The organism is Pseudomonas nitroreducens (assembly GCF_010994165.1).
GTDB lineage: Bacteria > Pseudomonadota > Gammaproteobacteria > Pseudomonadales > Pseudomonadaceae > Pseudomonas > Pseudomonas nitroreducens.
Map to the genome: position 1 here is coordinate 108,184 of NZ_WMBX01000008.1, position 20,855 is coordinate 129,038.

At 65.7% G+C, this 20,855-nt stretch carries 18 protein-coding genes; 8 read left to right on the forward strand and 10 right to left on the reverse strand.

What is annotated here, in order from left to right; translation table 11 throughout:
* The first annotated feature begins 166 nt into the window (after positions 1 to 166).
* The 3 genes from GJV37_RS28250 to GJV37_RS28260 are packed head-to-tail and all read left to right on the forward strand — an operon-like array spanning position 167 to position 2,786.
* Positions 167 to 1,189, forward strand: coding sequence for a hypothetical protein (locus GJV37_RS28250; RefSeq protein ID WP_193453208.1), 1,023 nt, complete (start codon positions 167 to 169; stop codon positions 1,187 to 1,189).
* A complete protein-coding gene (locus GJV37_RS28255; RefSeq protein WP_170859019.1) occupies positions 1,186 to 2,253 on the forward strand; it encodes a hypothetical protein in 1,068 nt (355 codons plus the stop codon). The genes GJV37_RS28250 and GJV37_RS28255 overlap by 4 nt, the downstream gene beginning before the upstream one ends.
* Before the next feature lie 20 nt (positions 2,254 to 2,273).
* Positions 2,274 to 2,786 carry a dihydrofolate reductase gene (locus GJV37_RS28260; protein ID WP_193453209.1) on the forward strand — a complete coding sequence of 171 codons (513 nt, stop codon included), beginning with the start codon at positions 2,274 to 2,276 and terminating at the stop codon, positions 2,784 to 2,786.
* A gap of 253 nt (positions 2,787 to 3,039) precedes the next feature.
* Here GJV37_RS28260 and GJV37_RS28265 read toward each other — a convergent pair whose 3' ends face one another.
* Both GJV37_RS28265 and GJV37_RS28270 read right to left on the reverse strand, forming a co-directional pair.
* Entirely contained in the window at positions 3,040 to 4,830 is a 1,791-nt protein-coding gene (locus GJV37_RS28265; RefSeq protein WP_193453210.1) for an acyl-CoA dehydrogenase C-terminal domain-containing protein, read from the reverse strand.
* A gap of 2 nt (positions 4,831 to 4,832) precedes the next feature.
* Positions 4,833 to 6,068, reverse strand: coding sequence for a 3-hydroxyacyl-CoA dehydrogenase (locus tag GJV37_RS28270; protein WP_065086533.1), 1,236 nt, complete (start codon positions 6,066 to 6,068; stop codon positions 4,833 to 4,835).
* A 104-nt stretch (positions 6,069 to 6,172) separates the two neighbouring features.
* Here GJV37_RS28270 and GJV37_RS28275 point away from each other — a divergent pair, with 104 nt between their 5' ends.
* Entirely contained in the window at positions 6,173 to 7,072 is a 900-nt protein-coding gene (locus tag GJV37_RS28275; RefSeq protein WP_024762196.1) for a LysR family transcriptional regulator, read from the forward strand.
* 227 nt (positions 7,073 to 7,299) lie between these two features.
* Here GJV37_RS28275 and GJV37_RS28280 read toward each other — a convergent pair whose 3' ends face one another.
* The 5 genes from GJV37_RS28280 to hslO form a co-directional block, all read right to left on the reverse strand.
* Entirely contained in the window at positions 7,300 to 7,902 is a 603-nt protein-coding gene (locus GJV37_RS28280) for a nitroreductase family protein (RefSeq protein ID WP_024762195.1), read from the reverse strand.
* Positions 7,903 to 8,048: 146 nt separating this feature from the next.
* Positions 8,049 to 9,548: a flavin-containing monooxygenase gene (locus GJV37_RS28285; protein ID WP_169887091.1), complete on the reverse strand. Its 1,500-nt coding sequence runs from the start codon at positions 9,546 to 9,548 to the stop codon at positions 8,049 to 8,051.
* A 134-nt stretch (positions 9,549 to 9,682) separates the two neighbouring features.
* On the reverse strand, positions 9,683 to 11,608 hold the full coding sequence (locus tag GJV37_RS28290; protein WP_169887090.1) for a RecQ family ATP-dependent DNA helicase: 1,926 nt from the start codon (positions 11,606 to 11,608) through the stop codon (positions 9,683 to 9,685).
* 247 nt (positions 11,609 to 11,855) lie between these two features.
* Positions 11,856 to 13,397 carry a phosphoenolpyruvate carboxykinase gene (locus tag GJV37_RS28295; RefSeq protein WP_024762192.1) on the reverse strand — a complete coding sequence of 514 codons (1,542 nt, stop codon included), beginning with the start codon at positions 13,395 to 13,397 and terminating at the stop codon, positions 11,856 to 11,858.
* 168 nt (positions 13,398 to 13,565) lie between these two features.
* Positions 13,566 to 14,459, reverse strand: a complete 894-nt coding sequence (gene hslO, locus GJV37_RS28300; RefSeq protein WP_038803544.1) for an Hsp33 family molecular chaperone HslO — start codon at positions 14,457 to 14,459, stop codon at positions 13,566 to 13,568.
* Positions 14,460 to 14,577: 118 nt separating this feature from the next.
* Between hslO and GJV37_RS28305 the strand changes: the two genes are divergently transcribed.
* Complete coding sequence (locus GJV37_RS28305; protein ID WP_024762191.1) at positions 14,578 to 15,378, forward strand: phosphatase PAP2 family protein; 801 nt, start codon at positions 14,578 to 14,580, stop codon at positions 15,376 to 15,378.
* Positions 15,379 to 15,423: 45 nt separating this feature from the next.
* Here the strand turns inward: GJV37_RS28305 and GJV37_RS28310 are convergent, their stop codons facing one another.
* Positions 15,424 to 15,813: an RNA-binding S4 domain-containing protein gene (locus GJV37_RS28310; RefSeq protein WP_024762190.1), complete on the reverse strand. Its 390-nt coding sequence runs from the start codon at positions 15,811 to 15,813 to the stop codon at positions 15,424 to 15,426.
* Positions 15,814 to 15,914: 101 nt separating this feature from the next.
* Here GJV37_RS28310 and rimB point away from each other — a divergent pair, with 101 nt between their 5' ends.
* From rimB to GJV37_RS28325, 3 genes are all read left to right on the forward strand, one after another.
* Positions 15,915 to 16,391: a retropepsin-like aspartic endopeptidase RimB gene (rimB, locus tag GJV37_RS28315; RefSeq protein WP_024762189.1), complete on the forward strand. Its 477-nt coding sequence runs from the start codon at positions 15,915 to 15,917 to the stop codon at positions 16,389 to 16,391.
* Complete coding sequence (gene rimK, locus GJV37_RS28320) at positions 16,388 to 17,293, forward strand: 30S ribosomal protein S6--L-glutamate ligase (protein WP_038803545.1); 906 nt, start codon at positions 16,388 to 16,390, stop codon at positions 17,291 to 17,293. The genes rimB and rimK overlap by 4 nt, the downstream gene beginning before the upstream one ends.
* Positions 17,294 to 17,449: 156 nt before the next feature.
* Positions 17,450 to 18,379 carry a S66 peptidase family protein gene (locus GJV37_RS28325; protein ID WP_024762188.1) on the forward strand — a complete coding sequence of 310 codons (930 nt, stop codon included), beginning with the start codon at positions 17,450 to 17,452 and terminating at the stop codon, positions 18,377 to 18,379.
* A gap of 138 nt (positions 18,380 to 18,517) precedes the next feature.
* On the opposite strand, the gene GJV37_RS28330 is transcribed toward GJV37_RS28325, so the two are convergent.
* Positions 18,518 to 19,837, reverse strand: coding sequence for an ATP-binding protein (locus GJV37_RS28330; protein WP_024762187.1), 1,320 nt, complete (start codon positions 19,835 to 19,837; stop codon positions 18,518 to 18,520).
* Between the two features lie 61 nt (positions 19,838 to 19,898).
* Complete coding sequence (ompR, locus tag GJV37_RS28335; RefSeq protein ID WP_024762186.1) at positions 19,899 to 20,639, reverse strand: osmolarity response regulator transcription factor OmpR; 741 nt, start codon at positions 20,637 to 20,639, stop codon at positions 19,899 to 19,901.
* Between the last annotated feature and the right edge of the window lie 216 nt (positions 20,640 to 20,855).

The window sequence follows — 20,855 nt, forward strand, 5'->3', positions numbered from 1 at the left end:
ATCGGTATTCGCCAGCAAGGATAACCGCTGTGCGCTGCGGCGTCCCGGCGCCGCCGGTAACACCCGGTATCGTCAACCAAACCAAGGAGGGGCTCTCGCCGGGCGCGGTCAGGCTCAGACTCGGCGAATAGCACTGCCCCTATAAAAAAAACAATGAGGCCTCGCCATGCTGCGCTCGCTGCTCAGTGCCTTGCCCCTGCTGTTCGTCGCCGCCACCGCGGCGGCCGTGGAAACGCCACCGGTGCGCCCCTCCGACTGGGGCCCGGACACCCCGCTGATGCAGGCCGTGCCGCCGCGCCAGCTGGACGCCAGCGTCGGCGCCCGGCAGTCCGCCAGTAATACCTCGCAACTGTGGATCAGCCAGACCGACTTCCGCCTGCACGATGACATCGGCTTCTTCATCCGCAAGATGCTGATCCAGATGAGCCCGGTGGCCGGCGCCGGTACGCCGCTGATGCTGGACGACCCGAAATCCATGGTCGCGCACATTCAGGCCGGGGACATCTTCGTTGCCGACGCCACGCTCGCCAGCCTGCTCAACGAGGAGCTGCGCAACGCCAACGCGCCGGTACGCAACCTCAAACTCAGCACCCGCGCCGACGGCCAGGAAGTCCACGGCGAACTGCTGCGCAAGGGGCGCTGGCGGCCGCTGCGCATGGTCACCGGAATCGAACAGGCCGGGCCACTGAAGGTGGCGCTGGTGCCGCAGCGCATCTACGTCGATGGCGTGGACGTGACACCCTCGCTGAGCGCCGCCTCCATCGAGATGTCCGAGGTGCTGCAACTGCACACCGCGCACATGCAGCTGATCGGCAACCGCATCCTGGTCGACCTCGACGGCCTGTTCCCGCCGCCGCGCCTGGACTTCACCGTCAGCCGCCTGAAACTCGCCGACGGGGGCATGGACCTGCTGCTGGGGGGCGAGCTGGCCGAGCTGAAATGGCCGCAGCTCAAGGCGCCGCAGAGCTACATGTTCATCGAGGGCGGCGACATCAAGATGGCGCGGACCATCCTGGTGAAGGCCTACGCGTTGTTCACCAGCCTGAGCCCCGACGCGCCGCTGCTGTTCAACCTCTACGACTACCGCCGCCAGCTGCAGTACGGCGAAATCCGCCTGCGCGAGGACGGCATGGTGCACATCGCCGTCTCGCCCGTGAAGGCGCCCGCCCCGGAGGAGAAAATCCGATGAGAACCCTCCTCACTTCCCTGCTCCTGCTGGTATTTGCCGGCCACGCCACCGCCGAGAGCGCCATCGACAAGCAGCAGCGCGAACTGGGCGTGCTGCGCCAGGGCTGGTTCCAGCAGACGCCGCCGGCAGCGGACTTCAAGGCCAGCCGGCCGGGCGGCCTGCGCGACTCCGGCCAGGACGGCGTGGGCATCCTGCTGAACAACGTGGACCTCTATTTCCAGGGCGGCATCGGCTTCCACAGCCCGCAGCTCAAGGGCTGGCTGGTGCCGCTCAAGGCCGGCGAGCCCATCGACTTCGACCGCCCCCAGGACATGCGCATCAACGTCTCCGAAGGCGAGGTGATCCTCAGCCCCGAGCAGCTCGCCAACCTGTTCAACCAGCACATCCTCGATTACCCGGAGACCATGCTGCGGGGCTTCCAGCTGAGCGTCGAAGGCGACCGCCTGCTGGTCTCCGGCGAGGTCCAGCCGCTGGGCGTCGGGCCTTGGCTGCCGCTGCGGCTGTCCGGCACGGTGAAGCTCGACGGCGACAACCTCGACTACCAGCCCGACAGCGTGAAGGTGCTCGGCGTGCCCAGCTACGGCGCCATGAGTCTGGTCGGCCTGCGCCTGGATTCGCTGGTAACCCTGGAGCGTCCCGGCGCGGTGCTGCAGGACAACGTGATGCACCTGAACTACCACCAGGTCTTCCCGCTGGTGGGCATCGATGGCCGCGTCGAATCCAGCTGGCTGGACGCCAAGGGACTGCACCTGAAGTTCGCGCCCAAGCCCGGCGCCGCTTCGCTGGCCTTCGAACCGCCGCGCCAGGCGGGGCCGTCCTATATCTGGCTGCAATCGGGGGACCTGAAGATCTTCGAGATCCTGATTACCTACTCTCAGGTTCTGCTCAAGGCCGAGCGGCCCGAGCAGACGCTGTCGTTCAACCTCAAGGACTATCGCAAGGTGCTCTCCACCGGCATCACCCAGGTCAACGAGGACGGCACCTTCTTCATGCGCGTTCCGCCGGCCGCCGGCCCCACCGAGGGTGAGCGGCTGGTATCCTCTGGCACTGGGAGTTCCCACTGATGTTCAGCACTGGAGTCACGATGTCCGAAGCCCTGCCCCTGGCGATGATCGCCGCCCTTGCCGACAACCGCGTGATCGGCGTCGACAACCGCCTGCCCTGGCACCTGCCGCAGGACCTCAAGCACTTCAAGGCGATGACCCTGGGCAAGCCGGTGATCATGGGCCGCAAGACCTGGGACTCCCTCGGCCGCCCGCTGCCGGGCCGACTGAACATCGTGGTCACCCGCCAGGCCGGGCTGCAGCTGGAAGGCGCGGAAGTCTTCACCAGCCTCGACGCCGCCCTTGAGCGCGCCGCCGAATGGGCGAAGCAGGAAGAGGCCGAGGAACTGATGCTGATCGGCGGGGCGCAGCTGTATGGCGAGGCGCTGGAACGTGCCGAGCGGCTGTACCTGACCCGCGTGGGCTTGAGCCCGGCGGGTGATGCGCACTTCCCGGAAGTGGACCAAGCGCATTGGCATATGGCGTCGAGCATCGAGCACGCCGCGGAGGGTGAGACGCCGGCTTATGCGTTCGAGGTGTGGGAGCGGGCTTGATTGCTCAGCGTATTCAGAGCCCCCTCACCCCAGCCCTCTCCCAGAGGGAGAGGGAGCCGAATGTGCCGAGATGAACTCTGCGTTCCCTGGCCCCTCCGGCTCACTCAAAGCTTTCAAAGCGCACTAAACGGTCCCCTCTCCCTCTGAGCGGGGCGCGCAGCCAGGGTTAGGGTGAGGGAACGCCCAACTCCGAACCCACAAAGAAAAACGCCGCCCCGGGTCACCCGGCGCGGCGTTTTTCATTACCGGCGCATCAGAACGCAAAGTGCTCCGCGTCCAGCCCCATCAGACAATCCGCCCCGCCCAGCAGCGCCTCGCGGTGCATGCTGGCGCGCGGCAGGATGCGCTTGACGTAGAACTCGGCGCTGGCGAGCTTGGCGCGGTAGAAGTCCGCATCGCCCTCGCCGGCCGCCAGCTTCGCCTGGGCCACGCCAGCGGCCTGCAGCCACAGGCCCGCCAGCAGCACATAGGAGCAGTACTGCAGGAAGTCCACCGAGGTGGCGCCGATTTCCTGCGGGTCGCGCTGGCAGGCGGCGATCACTTCACTGGTGAGGCTGCGCCATTCCAGCAGGCGCTGGCGTACGGTTTCCGCCAGGCCAGCCAGTTCCGCTCGCGCACCCACGGTTTCGCAGACCGTCGCCAGTTCGCCTATCAGCGCATTCAACTCCGTACCGCCGTCGCCCAGCAGCTTGCGACGGATCAGGTCGAGCGCCTGGATACCGTTGGTGCCTTCGTAGATCTGAGTGATGCGGCTGTCGCGCATCAACTGCTCCATGCCCCATTCGCGGATGTAGCCGTGACCGCCGTAGACCTGCACGCCGAGGCTGGAAACCTCCTGGCCGACGTCGGTGAAGAACGACTTCACGATGGGGATCAGCAATGCGGCGCGCTTGCCCGCGGCCTTGCGGCCGTCCGCCTCGGGATGGCCGTGCTCCAGGTCCAGCTCGCGGGCGCAGAGCGCCGACACCATCCGGCAGCCCTCGGTCAGGGTCTTCTGGGTCAGCAGCATGCGTCGCACGTCCGGGTGGACAATGATCGGATCGGCAGCTTTCGACGGCTCGGCCGCGCCGGTCAGCGCGCGCGATTGCAGGCGCTCGCGGGCGTAAGCCAGCGCGCCCTGGCAGGAGCGCTCGGCGATACCCAGTCCCTGCAGGCCGACCTGGAAGCGCGCGTCGTTCATCATGGTGAACATGCAGGCCAGCCCCTGGTTGGCCTGGCCGATCAGCCAGCCGGTGCCGCCGTCGAAGTTCATCACGCAGGTGGACGCGCCCTTGATGCCCATCTTGTGCTCGATGGCGCCGCAGCTCAGGGAGTTGCGCGCGCCCGGCGTGCCGTCGGGGTTGGCGATGAACTTGGGCACGAGGAACAGGCTGATGCCCTTCACCCCGGCCGGCGCATCCGGAAGGCGCGCCAGCACCAGGTGGACGATGTTCTCCGACAGGTCCTGCTCGCCGCCGCTGATGAATATCTTGCTGCCGCTGACGCTGTAGGAGCCGTCAGCCTGCGGCTCGGCGCGGGTGCGCAGCAGCGCGAGGTCGGTGCCGGCCTGCGGCTCGGTGAGGCACATGGTGCCGCTCCACACGCCACTGACCATCTTCGCCAGGTAGTCGCGCTGAAGCTCCGGCGCGCCGTGCTTGTACAGCGCCAGCACCGCGCCCTCGGTCAGCCCGGAATAGACGCGGAAGGACAGCGACGCGGCCATCAGCATCTCGTGGAAGCTGGCCGAAACCATCTGCGGGAAGCCCTGGCCGCCGAACTCGGTCGGCCCGGTCATGCTCGCCCAGCCGTTGTCGCAGTACTGCTTGTACGCGTCGCGGAAGCCGTCCGGCGTGGTGACTTCGCCATTGAGCAAGGTCGCGCCCTGCTCGTCGCTGTTGCGGTTCAGCGGTGCGACCACTTCGCCGGTGTAGCGCGCGCCCTCTTCCAGCACGCCGTCGATCAGCTCGCGGTCGAGGCCGTTGCCCAGCAGCTCGCAGTGCGCGCTGACGTCGAACAGTTCGTGGAGGACGAAGCGCATGTCGCGCAAGGGTGCCTGGTAACTCATGTTCAATGCTCCTGTTTGACGTCGGCGAAGCGACCATTGGCGGCGGCCAGGCGCTCGATCAGCGCGGCCGGCTGCCAGTGCGCGCCGTGCTCGCCAGCCAGGTCGCGCAGGCGCGCCAGCACGCTCTGCAGGCCCTGGGCATCGGCCCAGGCCATTGGGCCGGACTTGTCCTTGGGGAAGCCATAACCATTGAGGTAAACGGTGTCGATGTCGGCGCTGGTGGAGGCGATGCCTTCGTCGAGGATCTTCGCGCCTTCGTTGACCAGGGCCAGCAGGCAGCGCTCGAGGATTTCCTCGGCACCGATATCGCGGCGGGCGTAGCCCAGGCGCTCGGATTCGCGCACCACCAGGGCGTCGACTTCCGGGTCATGCTCGGCCTGGCGGCTGCCCGGCTCGTAGTGATAGAAGCCGTTGCCGCTCTTCTGGCCGAAACGGCCCATCTCGCACAGGCGGTTATCCACCTGCACGGTCGGCGCGTCCTGGCCCTTGCCGGCCAACTCGCGGGCGCGCCATTCGAGGTCGATACCGACCACGTCGAACATGCGGAACGGCCCCATGGCGAAACCGAAGCTTTGGATCGCCGCGTCCACCTGGTGCGGCAGCGAGCCTTCGAGGATCAACCGGCGCGACTCCTGGACGTACTTCTCCAGCATGCGGTTGCCGATGAAGCCGTGGCAGTTGCCGGCCACCACGCTGACCTTGCCCATGCGCTCGCCCAGTTCCAGCGCGGCTTCGAGCACGGCGGGCGCGGTCTTCGCACCGCGCACGATCTCCAGCAGCTTCATGATGTGCGCCGGGCTGAAGAAGTGCAGGCCGAGCACCTGGGACGGCCGCGAGGTCACGGCGGCGATGGCGTCGACGTCCAGGTAGGACGTGTTGGATGCCAGGATCGCCGAGGGTTTCAGCGCCGCGTCCAGCTCGCGGAAGATCGACTGCTTGAGCTCCAGGTTCTCGTATACCGCCTCGATCACCAGGTCCACTTCGCGGATCGCCGCGTAGTTCGCCACCTGGGAGATACGCGCGCGGCGGCGCGCCGCCTCGGCCTCGTCGATGCGGCCCTGGCGGACGTTGTGGGCGTAGGTGTCGGCCACGGCGCCGAGGGCCTGGGTCAGCATCTGCGGGTTGTTGTCCAGCCACAGGACCTGCACGCCGGCGTTCGCCAGGCACATGGCAATGCCCCGGCCCATGGTGCCGGCGCCAATGACGGCGGCGCTGGCGATGCGGATGTTCTGGCTCATGTTGATCCTCTTGTCAGCCTGAAACGCTCGTTTGAAGACCACTCACCTTAGGGAAGGCGGTACTATTTTTGAAATTTTGAGTTGTGATAAGTGGCATTCAGCCGATGAATATGAATACGTTCGACCTCAACCTGCTGCGGGTGCTGGACGCGCTGCTGCGCGAGCGCAACGTCTCGCGCGCGGCGGAGCGCCTGTCGCTGAGCCAGCCGGCGGTGAGCAACGCGCTGAACCGCCTGCGCGAGCTGCTCGATGATCCGCTGCTGGTGCGTGTCGGCCGGGCGATGCAGCCGACGCCCCGGGCGCTGGAGCTGGAAGCGCCGATCCGCGATGCGCTGCAGCGCATCGGCCAGAGCCTGGCCGGCGGCGACAGCTTCGACCCGGCGCGCAGCCGCCAGCGCTTCACCCTGGCACTGACCGACTATGTGGAAGCTTTGTGCATGCCACACCTGCTCGAAAGTCTGGGCAGTACGGCGCCGGGCATGGGCCTGGCCATCCAGCACCTGACACCAACGCTACCGGCCGAGGCGCTGGACAAGGGCAATCTCGATCTCGTGCTGGGCCGCTTCGAAGACTTGCCAGCGCGCTTCCAGCGCCGCCCTTGGGTGAGCGAGACGCTGCGCCTGCTAGCCAGGCGCGGGCATTCGCAGGTGGATGGAGGGATCGATCTGGAGACGTTTCTCCAACAAAGGCACCTGTGGGTTTCCGGCGGGCAGACCAAGGGCATGGTCGACCAGTGGCTGGCCAGCCAGGGACTCAAGCGGGAAATCGCCTACACCACGCCCAACTACCTGCAGGCGGCGCATCTGGTGGCAACCACGGATTTGCTGACGGTGCTGCCGACGCGGCTGGCGGCCTACTTCGCCGAGTTGCTGCCGTTGCAGGTGCTGGAGCTGCCGTTCGACGTGGGGCAGTTCCATCTGGAGCTGGTGTACCTCGCCCAGCGCGAGCGGGATGCGGCGTTGCAGTGGTTGGTCGAGCGGATCATCGAGGCGGCGCCGGATTGAGGGCGGGGCACGCAAATGTGAACCTTGCGCTCGAGGGCTACCCTCACCCCCGCCCTCTCCCAGAGGGAGAGGGAGCTGTCCGCACCGGCTGATGGCACGGTTACAGCCGGCACGCTCCAGTCCCCTCTCCCTCTGGGAGAGGGTTAGGGTGAGGGAAGACACAGGCTCGGAGGCGGGCGGTGTGCAGAAGAAAGCAGAAACGCGCCCGGAGGCGCGTTTCATGGGGATCAGAAGCGATCGCGAACGATCGTCTCTTCCAGCGGCAGGCGACCAATGCGCGGCTTGGCTTCAACCGCCTGCTTGCCCACGGCGATCATCAGGCCGATGGCATGGTTGGCCGGCAGGTTGATCAGCTTGCCCACGGCGTCGAAATCGAAACCGACCATCGGCACGCTGTCCAGGCCACGACCACGGGCGGCGAGCATCAGGGTCTGGGCCACCAGGCCGCTGCTGCGCATGGCTTCGTCGCGCTGGGTCTGCGGTTTGCCTCTGTAGTAGCCGTCGATGGCGCCGACCATGTAGTTCTTCACTTCAACCGGGGCGCCGTCCCACACGCGTTCGGCATTCTTCTCCCAGCTGTCGACCTGCGCGCAGACGATCACCAGCATCGAAGCGTCGGTCATCTGCACCTGGTCCCAGCCGGCTTCGCGGATCTGCGCACGCAGCTGCGGGTCGCTGACTTCCACCAGGCGCACGTGCTGCAGGTTGAAGGAGGTGGGCGCGAGCAGCGCCTGTTGCAACAGGTCGTCCTTCTCCTCACGGCTCATCACGTAGGAAGTGTCGAAACCGCGGATGGAGCGGCGGCTGCGGATGGCATCTTCGATCAGCATGGAAAATCCTCTGGCTGGCATGGGCGGGAATGGCGCGCATGGTAAGCCCAGAGGCAGCTCCGTTGCAGAGCGGCGTATCGATAATGTCTATCCGATGCCTCGATAGAACGAAGCCCGCCCGGACCGGCGGGCTCCAAACACGGAAATCAGCTCTCCAGCGCTTCCACCGGCGCCGCGCTGGCCTGGCGCTGCCTGGGCGAGGTGAAGCTCAGGTAGCCATCCTCGACCTTGCCGAAGCGCAGCAGGGCCAGATCCAGCGCGTAGTTCTGGTAGAGCTTCCACGGCGTGCGGTCGCCCTGCTTGGGCATGCGGTCGGCAGCGCGCTGGATATAGCCGGAATTGAGGTTGAGGAAGGGTTCTTCCTTCACCGATCCATCGGTCTGACGCGGCGTGCACTGGCGCATGCCGATGGCATCGAGGTGGTTGATCAGGCGGCAGAAGTACTCGCTGGACAGGTCCGCCTTGAGCGTCCAGCTGGCGTTGGTGTAGCCGACGATGGCCGCCAGGTTGGGCAGATCGCGCAGCATGATGCCCCGATAGCCCATGCTCTGGGTGACGTCGAACGGCTTGCCGTCGATGGCCAGTTCCGCGCCGCCGAACATCACCAGGTCGAGCCCGGTGGCGGTGACGATCACGTCCGCTTCGAGCAGTTGCCCGGACTTGAGCAGGATGCCTTTCTCGGTGAAGCGCTCGATGTGCTCGGTGACCACCGAGGCTCGCCCCTGGCGCAGTGCCTTGAACAGGTCGCCATCGGGCACGCAGCACACGCGCTCGTCCCACGGCTTGTAGCGCGGGCTGAAGTGACGCATGTCGAAATCCTTGCCCAGCTGCAGGTTGGCCAGCTTGAGCATCAGCTTGCGCACCGCGCCGGGGAACGCCTTGGAAGCCATGAAGAAGATCATCTGCATGGTCACGTTGCGCGCCCGCGCCTGGCGGTACACCCACTTCTCCGGCAGGAAGTTGCGCAGGAAGTTGGAGATCGGGTCCTTCGCCGGCAGGGTAATCACGTAGGACGGCGAGCGCTGCAGCATGGTGACATGGGCGGCCTTGTCGGTCAGCGAGGGGATCAGCGTGACGGCGGTGGCGCCGCTGCCGATCACCACGATGCGCTTGCCGCTGTAGTCGAAATTCTCCGGCCACAGCTGCGGGTGGATGACCTGCCCGCCAAAGCTTTCGCGGCCCGGGAAGTCCGGGGTGTAGCCGGCGTCGTAGCGGTAGTAGCCGGTGCACATGAAGAGGAATTGCGCACTCATGCGCACGGGCTCCTCTTCATCGCCGCGCTGCACGCTGAGGTTCCAGCGTGCGGTGTTGCTGTCCCAGTCGGCCTTGAGCACGCGGTGGCGGTAGCGCACCTTGTCCTCGACGCGGTACTCGCGGGCGGTTTCGCGGATGTAGTTGAGGATCGACGGGCCGTCGGCGATGGCCTTGGGATCGGTCCAGGGCTTGAAGTTGTAGCCCAGGGTGTACATGTCCGAGTCGGAGCGGATGCCAGGGTAGCGGAACAGGTCCCAGGTGCCGCCCATGGCCTCGCGGCCTTCGAGGATGGCGTAGGACTTGCCGGGGCATTGCTTCTGCAGGTGACAGGCGGCGCCGATGCCGGACAGGCCGGCGCCGATGATCAGTACATCCAGGTGCTCGACGGACATGCTTGGGGCTCCTCGGCCGTTGGGCAGGCAGTGCCTGGTGAGTCTAGGAGGAATTTCCTCCCCTCACCCTACAAGCAGCCCGGGCGGCATCACGCCGACCTTTAGTCGTGCGTGGCACCGCCGAATTCAGCCGTTCAGAGCTGCGCCTGTACCCAGTCGCGCACCTGGGCGTAGGGGTAGTCTTCCAGCGTGGCGTAGCCCGGCAATCCACGCGCGCGCATGCGGGTGAAGGCCGGCACGCTGATGCCACAGAGGAAGCGCGTGATGCAGTCGGCGCTGGGCGCGGTGCCTCGGGCACTGCGGTACTTCTCCAGGAAGGCGTCGCATCGGTTGTGCAGCGACTGGCCATCCAGAGCCGGCAGTGCAGGCGGTTCCGGCAGGCGGGCGACATGGCCGGCGCATACCGAACAGTGACCACACTGGCGCGGCGCCTGCTGGTCGCCGAAGTACCGGGCGAGGCGCCAGCTCAGGCATTCGGAGCTGCCCAGCAAATCGAGCATGGCGCCGATGCGGGCGATCTCGCTTTCCTCGTGGCGCTTGAAGTAACCGTGCAGCTCCTCGCTCAACTGATCCACAGCGAAGGAGGCGTCGCGCACCGAGTAAACCTCCGTCATCTGCTTGCTCTCCAGCTCCACCCAGCCGCGCTCCTGGAAGTAATCCAGCGCCTTCACCACCCGTGAGCGCTCGGCGCCATGGCGGCTGTAGAGTGTGTCGAAGTCCAGGGTCGCCCAGGTTCGCGCGCGGGCCGAAGTGGTGAGGATGGCTTCGACGAACTGCCGCCGCTCGCCCTCAAAGTGGCTCAGCAGCGCGGAGGAATCGATCAGCAGCTTGTAGCGATATTCGGCGAAATAGGCGAAGCGTGGCGCGATGATGCCGCGTAGCTCCAGCTGCACCAGCAGCGTCTTGAGTGGCAGTTGGCGGATGTTCGACTGGTCCGACAACGGCACCAGCATGGTCTCCCATTGGCCATTCGGCGCCTGGCGGATGTCCTCCAGTACGCTGCGGATGCCTTCACGCTCGGGTGTGTCGCCGTAGACGAAGTTCTCCAGCACGTTGAGGCTGTCGCGGTTGGCCAGCACCAGGCATTCCGAGCGCTGGCCGTCGCGCCCGGCGCGGCCGATTTCCTGGCTGTAGTTCTCCAGCGACTTGGGCAGGTCGTAGTGCACTACCTGGCGGATGTCGCTCTTGTCGATGCCCATGCCGAAGGCGATGGTGGCGACGATGCAGTTCAGCCGGCCCTCCATGAAGCGGCGCTGGATAGTCTCGCGCTCCGGGTGTTCCATCCCGGCGTGGTAGGCACAGGCGGGAATACCGCGCTCGGCCAGGTGCGCGGCGATCTCCTCGGAGGTCTTCTGCTGGGTCACGTAGACGATGGCCGGCCTGCCCGGACGCTCGCGCAGCCACTCCACCAGCCGGGCACGGCGAGCGGCGCTGGAGATCGGCTCTACCTGCAGGTCGAGGTTGGCTCGGTAGAAACCGGTGGTGACCACGTCGCTCTCGGCGATGGCGAACTTGCTGCGCATGTCGGCGATCACCGCGGGCGTCGCCGTGGCGGTGAGCAGCAGCACCTGGGGAATGCGGAACTGCTTCTGGTAGTCCGGCAGCTTCAGATAGTCGGGGCGGAAGTTGTGGCCCCATTCGGAGATACAGTGCGCCTCGTCCACGACCAGCAGGGAAATCGGCACCTCGCTGATGAAGTGGCGGAAGCGCTCGTTCTTCAGGCGTTCGACCGAAATCATCAGCACCTTCAGTTCGCCGCTACGCGCGCGGGCCATGGTCTGCGCGGTCTGCTCGCGGCTCTGCGCCGAATCGATGCTCGCGGCGGCGATGCCGTGGCGGGCGAGGAAGGCGAGCTGGTCCTGCATCAGCGCCAGCAGCGGCGAGACCACCAGCGTCAGGTGCGGCAGCAGTAGCGCAGGCAACTGGTAGCACAACGACTTGCCCGAGCCGGTGGGGAAGATCGCGGCAGCCGAGCGCCCGGCCAGCACGGCGCTGACCACCGCCTCCTGGCCGGGGCGGAACTGGCGGAAACCGAAGACGCGTTCGAGGGTGTCGTGCATGTGGATAACTCCCTTGCCTGTCATGGACGATGCCTTGAGCCTAAGGATGTCTGTTGTAGGAGCGAGCTTGCTCGCGAACAGCCAAACGCCGGTTGCCGAGGCCGAATCCATTCCTCATGGATAACGGCATTGCCCCACACCCTTGTTGGGCACAGGCTCGCTCGTACGCAGAGCACCAGGAGCATGACCGATCCCAGGCACCAATGAAAAAGCCGCCCGAAGGCGGCTCTCTCCAGAACAGGCTCGCTTACAGCTGCGGGCCGGCGTTCTTGATGGCGTCGCTCACGTCGAACTTCTTGAAGTTCTCGATGAACTTGCTGGCCAGGCCCTTGGCAGCTTCGTCGTAGGCAGCCTTGTCTTCCCAGGTGTTGCGCGGGTTGAGCAGGTTGGTCTCGACGCCCGGAACGACCTTCGGTACGTCCAGGTTGATGATGTCCAGGTGCTCGGTCTCGGCGCCGACCAGAGCGCCGCTCTGGATGGCGGCGATCACGCCACGGGTGGTCGGGATGTTGAAGCGCTTGCCGACGCCGTAGCCACCGCCGGTCCAGCCGGTGTTGACCAGGTAGACCTTGGAACCGAAGGCCTGGATGCGCTTGATCAGCAGCTCGGCGTAAACGCCAGCCGGACGCGGGAAGAACGGTGCGCCGAAGCAGGTGGAGAAGGTCGACTTGATGCCGCCGCCCGAACCCATTTCGGTGGACCCCACCAGCGCGGTGTAGCCGGACAGGAAGTGGTAGGCCGCCTGCTCGTTGTTCAGGATCGACACCGGCGGCAGAACGCCGGTCAGGTCGCAGGTCAGGAAGATCACGGCATTCGGCTCGCCGCCGAGGTTCTTCTCGGAACGCTTCTCGACGTTTTCCAGCGGGTAGGCCGCGCGGGAGTTCTGGGTCAGGCTGTCATCGGCGTAGTTCGGGGTGCGGTTTTCGTCGAGGACGACGTTTTCCAGCACGGCGCCGAACTTGATGGCTTTCCAGATGACCGGCTCGTTCTTCTCGGACAGGTCGATGCACTTGGCGTAGCAGCCGCCTTCGATGTTGAAGACAACGCCTTCGCCCCAGCCGTGCTCGTCGTCGCCGATCAGGTAGCGGCTTTCGTCGGCGGACAGGGTGGTCTTGCCGGTGCCGGACAGGCCGAAGAACAGGGTCACGTCGCCGGCTTCACCGATGTTGGCGGCGCAGTGCATCGGCAGCACGTCTTTTTCCGGCAGCAGGTAGTTCTGCACGCCGAACATGGCCTTCTTCATTTCACCGGCGTAGCGCATGCCGGCGATCAGCACTTTCTTCTGGGCGAAGTTGAGGATCACGCAGCCATCGGAGTTGGTGCCGTCACGCTCGGGCACGCACTCGAAGTTGGCGACGTTGAGCACCTGCCACTCTTCGCGGCCGGCCGGGTTGTACTGCTCGGGCTCGATGAACAGTGCGCGGCCGAACAGGTTCTGCCAGGCAGTGGCGGTGGTCATCTTGACGGCCAGGTAGTGATCCGCGGCGGAACCTACATGAACGTGGGAGACGAAGTGTTCCTGGGCGTTATTGAACGCCTGGACACGGTCCCACAGGGCATCGAACTTGTCGGCCGGGAACGGACGGTTGATGGCGCCCCATGCGATGGAATCCTTGCTGCCCGGCTCTTCGACGATGAAACGGTCGGCAGGCGAGCGGCCGGTGCGGTGGCCGGTTTTCACGACCAGCGAGCCGTTGTCGGCGAGTTCGCCTTCGCCGCGGCGAATGGCTTCTTCAACCAGTTGGGCAACGCTGATATCGGTGTAAACGGCTTTGTTGGCTTGCGTCATGTGGGTCCCCGTCGGCCGAAGCCGAGTCCTCCAAACATTGCGTAGTGACTTCTGATTCCCACTACCGCGGAAAAAAGTCGCGGGATTATGCCAGAAAAGAACTGTTCTCGTGCAGCCTCTGATCTGGCGAGAGCGCCATTGGTTCGGCTATCGGACAAATCGAAGCGGTCAATGGCGGGTTTCTGACGGCGTCTGGCTTCCGCCACCCGAGAACAGTTGGGCAACGTCGGAGCCGTCGAAACGGTAGCGCTGGTTGCAGAACTGGCAGTCGATGACGATTTCGCCGTCCTCTTCGGCCAGCAGACGCTCGGCGTCGTCCTGCCCAAGACTGACCAGCGCATTGGCCGAGCGTTCCCGGGAACAGCTGCAACGGAATACCAGCGGCTGCGGCTCGAACAGGCGCACGTCGTCTTCGTGGTACAGGCGATGCAGCACGGTGGGATTGTCCAGGCCCAGCAGTTCCTCGGCGGTGAGGGTATCGGCCAGGGTGGTGACGTGCTGCCAGCTGGCTTCCCGCGACTCGATGTCGCGCTGGCGGTCCGCTGGCAATTGCTGCAACAGCAGGCCGCGGGCGCGGCGGCTGTCGGCGTTGAGCCAGAAGCGGGTCGGCAACTGCTCGGAGGTGGCGAAGTAGGTCGACAGGCACTCGGCCAGGGTCGCGCCCTCCAGCGGCACGATGCCCTGGTAGCGTTTGCCGTTCTTCGGATCGACGGTGAGCGTCAGCACGCCATGGGGCATCAGCTCGGCAAGGCCGGCGGCGTCACCGATGGCCTCGGCGTCGTAGCGGGCCAGGCCACGCACTTCACGAGCACTGGAACACTCCACCATCAGCAGCGGAACGGCGCCGGCGGAGCGCGCCTGCAGCACCAGCAGACCGTCGAATTTGAGAGTGCCGCAAAGTAGCGCGGCCGCGGCTAGCATTTCTCCCAGCAGTTGGGCGACCGGCTGCGGATAGGGGTGCTTGGCCAACACTTCGGCATAACTGCGGTCGAGCTCCACCAGCTCACCGCGAACATCGGTGTTGTCGAACAGGAAACGCTGACTTTGATCGATCTGAGACATGCTGGGCACAACGCTGCGATAGGCACAAATAAATGACAAGTTGATGGCAAAGGCCTATAAAGCGCGCTTTGTCGTATCCGGCAACCCGGAACCGTTGTCAGAAGGGGGAATCGATTTTATGGACAAAACCACGCCGTTCCAAGCCACCTGGTCCTGGAAGCCCTTCATCGCCTGTCACCTGATGGCCCTCGCCCTGCTTCTGCTGTGGCTCTGGGAGCCTACTCGCAGTGCGATGGACCTGTTCGATTTCAGCCTGTTCAGCCTGCTCAACCAGCCGCTGGCGACCAACGAAGCCTGGCGCCTGACCTGGGCCGTGGCCAGCACCCGGCCGTTCGACCTGCTGGTCGGGGTGATCCTGCTGCTCCTGCTGATCCGTGGTGACTGGATCTTCAAGGCCAGCCAGGCCCGCGCCGCGACTTTCGGCTTTTTATGCGCAGCCGTGGTTCTGGTGGTGGTCCGCATCCTTTACGCGAAGATCGCCCACAAGCTGGGCTGGCAGCATGCAAGCATTTCCAGCATTGCGCCGGATGCCGTGCGCCTGGAGCACTTCTTCCCGCAGTGGGAAGACACGCCCTTCGAGGTGAAGGACGAGTCGGCCCGCAGTTTCCCTGGCGACCACGCCTCGGTGTTGCTGATCTGGGCGCTGTTCCTCACCCTGTTCGCCCGCACCGCCCTGCAATGGGTGGTGATCTGGGGCCTCGCGCTGCTGTTCATGCTGCCGCGCCTGGTAGCCGGAGCCCACTGGGGCCAGGATGACTACATCGGCGGCGTGCAGATGGCGCTGGTGGCCCTGGCCTGGAGCTGCTTCACGCCCTTCGCCGCCGTGGCCAGCGCCGCGCTGGTTCGCTGGACCGATCCGCTGTTCCGCCTGGCGGCGAAAATACCGCTGCTCAAGCGCCTGAGCGTCGTCGCGGCCTGACGGCCGTTCGCCCCCGGCGAGGCGCCTGCGGCCCTCGCCGGCTGCTCACTCCTGATCGCGGAAGCTGAACAGCTGGCGACGCTGCTTCTTGGTCGGCCGCCCGTCGGTCTGCACGCCCAGCGCGCCGGCCTTGCGCATGGCAGAAGCATCCTCGCGGCGCTTCACGCTGTCGGCGGTCTCTTCGTAGAGCAACTGCGCCTCAGGTGCGCCACGACGCACCATCGACAGCGCCTTCACCACGACCGTGCGCTCGTCGAAGCCGGTGCGGATCACGTATTCGTCGCCAACCTTGGGTTCCTTACCCGGCTTGCAGCGCTCGCCCCGGCAATGCACCTTGCCACCGTCGATGGCTTCCTTGGCCAGGGAGCGGGTCTTGTAGAAGCGCGCCGCCCACAGCCACTTGTCCAGGCGGACCTTGTCGTCTTTCTCGCTCACGTCACAACCTCGTCATGCGGGCCTGCGAGTGTACCGTGCACCCCGCTGGCGGGGCACAACCGGCCTGACTAGAATGCCGGCAAACGCCGGGGACGCCTGCCTTGAAGACTTTCGACCAGCTGTCGGTAATTGGTCTGCGCGAATGGATCGCCCTGCCCGAACTGGGCATGGTGGGCCTGCGTGCGAAGATCGATACCGGCGCCAGCACCTCCACCCTGCATGCCAGTGACATCGTGCCGTTCCAGCGTGGCGGCCAGGACTGGGTACGCTTCATCGCCCACCTGGGTACCCAGGTGCAGCGCCGCCACCGCTGCGAAGCGCCGGTGGTGACGATGAAGACCATCAAGAGCTCCAACGGCCAGGCCCAGACCCGCTACGTGATCCGCACGTTGCTGGCCCTCGGCGATCGCGCCTGGTCAGTGGAATTCACCCTGGCCTGCCGCAAGACCATGCGCTACCGCGTGCTGCTAGGCTCCAAGGCGCTGGTTCAGGGCCAGCTCGTGGTCAACCCCGGCCTCACCTACGTACAAGACAAACCCCTCATCATGGTTCCCGCCACCCTTCCAGGTGATCAATGAAAATTGCTGTGCTGTCGCGCAATCCGCGTCTGTATTCCACCCGTCGGCTGGTGGAGGCCGGGCAGCAACGCGGCCACGAGATGGTGGTGATCGACACCCTCCGCGCCTACATGAACATCGCCAGCCACAAGCCGCAGATCCACTACCGCGGCAAGCCGCTGGAAGGTTTCGACGCGGTGATCCCGCGCATCGGCGCCTCGGTGACCTTCTATGGCTGCGCCGTGCTGCGCCAATTCGAGATGATGGGGGTATTCCCGCTCAACGAATCGGTGGCCATCGCCCGCTCCCGCGACAAGCTGCGCTCGCTGCAACTGCTGTCGCGCAAGGGCATCGGCCTGCCGGTGACGGGCTTCGCCCATTCCCCCGATGACGTACCGGACCTGATCGAGATGGTCGGCGGCGCGCCGCTGGTGATCAAGCTGCTGGAAGGCACCCAGGGCATCGGCGTGGTGCTCTGCGAGACGGAGAAGGCCGCCGAATCCGTGCTTGAGGCGTTCATGGGGCTCAAGCACAACATCATGGTGCAGGAGTACATCAAGGAAGCCGGTGGCGCCGATATCCGCTGCTTCGTGGTCGGCGACAAGGTGATCGCATCGATGAAGCGCCAGGCCGCAGCCGGCGAGTTCCGCTCCAACCTGCACCGCGGCGGCAGCGCCAGCCTGATCAAGATCACCCCCGAGGAGCGCATGACCGCCATCCGCGCCGCCAAGGTGATGGGCCTGCACGTCGCCGGCGTCGACATCCTGCGCTCCAACCATGGGCCGTTGGTGATGGAAGTGAACTCCTCGCCGGGCCTGGAGGGCATCGAGACCACCACCGGCAAGGACATCGCCGGGGTGATCATCGAGTACCTGGAGAAGAACGGCGGGCCGCACCTGGCGCGGACCAAGGGCAAGGGGTGAGCCGGGGCGCATGCGTCATCCCGGCGAACGACTGGCCAGGGATGGTCAGGCCGGGGACTCCGACGGGCACAATGTCTCGGCAGGGATGTCCACTCAGACGCCTCATAAGGCACTCCCACCCTCAAACTGAACCACTGCACGCCTTTGAATGCCCCTATGCCCAAATCACCGCGCTTCTCCCAACTCCAATGGTCGCCCATCGAACGCCGTGTCGCCCTGGTGGCGCCAGCCTCGGCCATCGCAGAAGAGGTGCTGGAAGCCACGTTGCGCCAACTTGAAGTGCTGGGCGTGGACTACCACCTGGGCACCCACGCCGACGCACGCTATCGCTACCTGGCCGGCACGCCTGAGCAACGCCTGGAAGACTTCCACACCGCCTTCGAGCTGGATGGCGTCAGCGCCGTCTGGTGCCTGCGTGGCGGCTACGGCTGTGGACAACTCATCCCGCAACTGGACTGGCAACGCCTCAAGGCAGCCTCACCGCGCCCGCTGATCGGCTTCTCGGACATCTCCATTTTGCTCAGCGCTTTCCACCGCCAGAGCCTGCCAGCGATCCACGGCATGGTCGCCACCGGGCTGGGCCTGCAACCGCTGAGCGCGCCCAGCGAGCAGCGTGAGCGCCTGGCTTCCCTGGCCTCGATCAGCCACGTACTGGCCGGCGGCCCCGGCAAGCTGGCGACACAGCATCTGGCGGGGCCGAAGACAGCGGTGGAAGGCGAATTGATCGGCGGCAACCTCACCGCACTGGCCTGCATGGCCGGCACCGCCGGTGCGCTGTATGTGCCTGATGGCGCGATCCTGATCCTCGAGGACGTCGGCGAGCCCTACTACCGAATCGAACGCAGCCTCTGGCAGCTACTCAACAGCCTGAACGGCGCGCGCCTGGGCGCGATCTGCCTCGGCACCTTCACCGATTGCCCGCGCAAGGGCGTGGCCCACAGCCTGGAAGAAATCTTCGCCGAGTACGCTGCGCGGTTGGGCGCCCCGCTCTACCACGGCCTGCCCAGCGGCCACGGTGCGCACAACCGCGCCTGGCCCTACGGGCGCAGGGCGGTGCTGGAAGGAAAATCCCTGCGCTGGGATTAGAGTCTGTTTACGATCTCGCGAGCTAGAGCAGAACAAGGCGAGGACAGCTGAGAAAGCGGAGTTGACTGCAGTCAATGAGCACTTCTCGGCTGGCCTCAACACAGTTATGCCGACGCGCAGCAGATCGCAAGCAGGCTCTCAATGCGCGTCGCGCGGCAGCAGCAGGCCCAGCGGCAGGCAGACGCGCGCTTCCACGCCACCACCCTCGCGGTTGCGCAGTTCGATGCTGCCGCCGTGCTGTTCGGCGATACGCTTGACGATCGCCAGCCCCAGGCCGGTGCCCTTGCCGCCGCGCGCTTTGTCGCCACGGAAGAAGGGGTTGAAGATGTTGTCCAACTCCTGCGGATCGACGCCCGCGCCACGGTCCAGCACGCTGAGCACCACGTAGGGCGCACCGCCGCCACCGGCGACGTGGGCCGCCACTTCGACCTTGCCACCGCCGTGGTTGAGGCCGTTCTCGATCAGGTTGCCGAGCAGACGCTTGATCGATACGCGACGGAAGCGGAACAGCGGCAGCGTCTCCAGGCACAGGCGCACACGGTTGCCGGTCTGGTTGAAGGCGTCGGCGACTTCACGGATCAGGTCGGCGAGGTCGCCCTCCTCCACCGGCTCGTCGCGGCCATCGCGGATGAAGGCGAGGAACTGGTCGAGGATGGCATCCATGTCCTCGATGTCACGCACCATGTCCTCGACCATCTCGCGGTCGCTTTCGGGCATCAGCTCCAGCGACAGGCGCAGACGCGTCAACGGCGTGCGCAAGTCGTGAGAGACGCCGGCCAGCATCAGCTCACGTTCACGCCCGGCCTGCTCGACATCGTCGGCCATCTGGTTGAAGGCGCGGTACACCTCGGCCATCTCGCTTGGCGTTTCCTGCCCCAGCGGCAGGCGCACGCTGCGCCCCTTGCCGAACTCGCGGGAGGCGAAGACCAGGCGCTTGAGCGGCTGGCTGAGCTGCCGCACGAAGATCCACGCCGCCGCGGTGGACAACAGGCCGATGCCGAGGAACCAGCCCAGCACGCTCCAGATCTGCTGGCCGCGCAGTGGGTGCGGGTAGAGCGGTACGCCGATCCAGCCATCGCCCAGGGTCGGCGCGCGCACCCAGAGCATCGACGGATGATGGATGCGCAGGCGCGTCTCGGTATCGATGCCCAGCTCCATGCGCATCTGCCGCTGGAAGATTTCCGTGTATGGCCAGTGCACTTCCTCCGGCTGCCCCTGCTCGTGGGGTGCCCACTTCAGCCCGGCAGACTGGGCGATCGCTTCGCGCGACTTCTCGTCGGCCGCCCAGTAGGCGCGCACGGTCAGCGCTGCGCCGTGGCTGTACTGGCGGTCGACCAGCATGTCTTCGTTCATCAGCAGGTAGACCAGGGTCAGTGCCTTGGAGAACAGCACGACAATGAGCACCAGCCAGAGGGTGCGGGCGAAGAAGCTTTGCGGGAACCAGAGGGGTGTCTTCAAGAAGGCGTTACCAGGGAAACACAAACGGCCGGGGCGAAGGGCTTCGCCCCGGCGAGGTCGATCACTTGCGAGCGGCGCCGTCCGGTACGAATACGTAGCCCACGCCCCAGACGGTCTGGATGTAGCGCGGCTTCGACGGATCGGGCTCGATCAGCCGGCGCAGGCGGGAAATCTGCACGTCGATGGAGCGCTCCAAGGCATCCCACTCGCGGCCGCGGGCCAGGTTCATCAGCTTGTCGCGGGTCAGCGGCTCGCGGGCGTGCTGTACCAGGGCCTTGAGCACGGCGAACTCACCGGTGGTGAGCATGTGCACTTCCTCGCCCTTCTTCAGTTCGCGGGTCGCCAGGTGCAGTTCATAGTCGCCGAAGGTGACGATCTCGTCTTCGCCCGCCGGCGCGCCCGGTACCAGCGGCGCCTGGCGGCGCAGCACGGCCTTGATCCGCGCCAGCAATTCGCGCGGATTGAAGGGTTTGGCCAGGTAGTCGTCAGCGCCCTGTTCCAGGCCGGAGATGCGGCTGGATTCGTCGCCCTTGGCGGTGAGCATGATGATCGGGATCTGGTTGTTCGACTCGCGCAGGCGCTTGCACGCCGAGAGACCATCCTCGCCGGGCATCATCAGGTCGAGCACCACCAGCTGGAACAGTTCGCGGGCCAGCAGGCGGTCCATCTGCTCGGTGTTTTCGACGGCGCGGACGCGATAACCCTGCTCGTCGAGGAAGCGTTCGAGCAGACGGCGCAGGCGCGCGTCGTCATCGACCACGAGGATCTTTTCGCCTTCGGGCAGGGTGGCAGCGTTGCTCATGGAAACTCCCAGAATCTGATTCGGCGGGCATTATCGCCCAGCAGCCGCGCATCACGGCTTGTCCATTGTTAGCAGATTTTTCCCCGACCAGCCGCCCACCCGGTGAAATTGTCGTGGGTATAATGCGGCGCTTTTGCGGCGGGGCGTTGTCACAGAGCCTGTCGTGAGGCCGGAACTCCGGTCCTGACGTCCCGTAATTCGATTGTTTTGTCAGGT

Bases quoted from the DNA above. Each gene is read 5' to 3' on its own strand.
- GJV37_RS28250 (WP_193453208.1), top strand. From the start codon at position 167: ATGCTGCGCTCGCTGCTCAGTGCCTTGCCCCTGCTGTTCGTCGCCGCC.
- GJV37_RS28255 (WP_170859019.1), top strand. From the start codon at position 1,186: ATGAGAACCCTCCTCACTTCCCTGCTCCTGCTGGTATTTGCCGGCCAC.
- GJV37_RS28260 (WP_193453209.1), top strand. From the start codon at position 2,274: ATGTCCGAAGCCCTGCCCCTGGCGATGATCGCCGCCCTTGCCGACAAC.
- GJV37_RS28265 (WP_193453210.1), bottom strand. From the start codon at position 4,830: ATGAGTTACCAGGCACCCTTGCGCGACATGCGCTTCGTCCTCCACGAA.
- GJV37_RS28270 (WP_065086533.1), bottom strand. From the start codon at position 6,068: ATGAGCCAGAACATCCGCATCGCCAGCGCCGCCGTCATTGGCGCCGGC.
- GJV37_RS28275 (WP_024762196.1), top strand. From the start codon at position 6,173: ATGAATATGAATACGTTCGACCTCAACCTGCTGCGGGTGCTGGACGCG.
- GJV37_RS28280 (WP_024762195.1), bottom strand. From the start codon at position 7,902: ATGCTGATCGAAGATGCCATCCGCAGCCGCCGCTCCATCCGCGGTTTC.
- GJV37_RS28285 (WP_169887091.1), bottom strand. From the start codon at position 9,548: ATGTCCGTCGAGCACCTGGATGTACTGATCATCGGCGCCGGCCTGTCC.
- GJV37_RS28290 (WP_169887090.1), bottom strand. From the start codon at position 11,608: ATGCACGACACCCTCGAACGCGTCTTCGGTTTCCGCCAGTTCCGCCCC.
- GJV37_RS28295 (WP_024762192.1), bottom strand. From the start codon at position 13,397: ATGACGCAAGCCAACAAAGCCGTTTACACCGATATCAGCGTTGCCCAA.
- hslO (WP_038803544.1), bottom strand. From the start codon at position 14,459: ATGTCTCAGATCGATCAAAGTCAGCGTTTCCTGTTCGACAACACCGAT.
- GJV37_RS28305 (WP_024762191.1), top strand. From the start codon at position 14,578: ATGGACAAAACCACGCCGTTCCAAGCCACCTGGTCCTGGAAGCCCTTC.
- rimK (WP_038803545.1), top strand. From the start codon at position 16,388: ATGAAAATTGCTGTGCTGTCGCGCAATCCGCGTCTGTATTCCACCCGT.
- GJV37_RS28325 (WP_024762188.1), top strand. From the start codon at position 17,450: ATGCCCAAATCACCGCGCTTCTCCCAACTCCAATGGTCGCCCATCGAA.
- ompR (WP_024762186.1), bottom strand. From the start codon at position 20,639: ATGAGCAACGCTGCCACCCTGCCCGAAGGCGAAAAGATCCTCGTGGTC.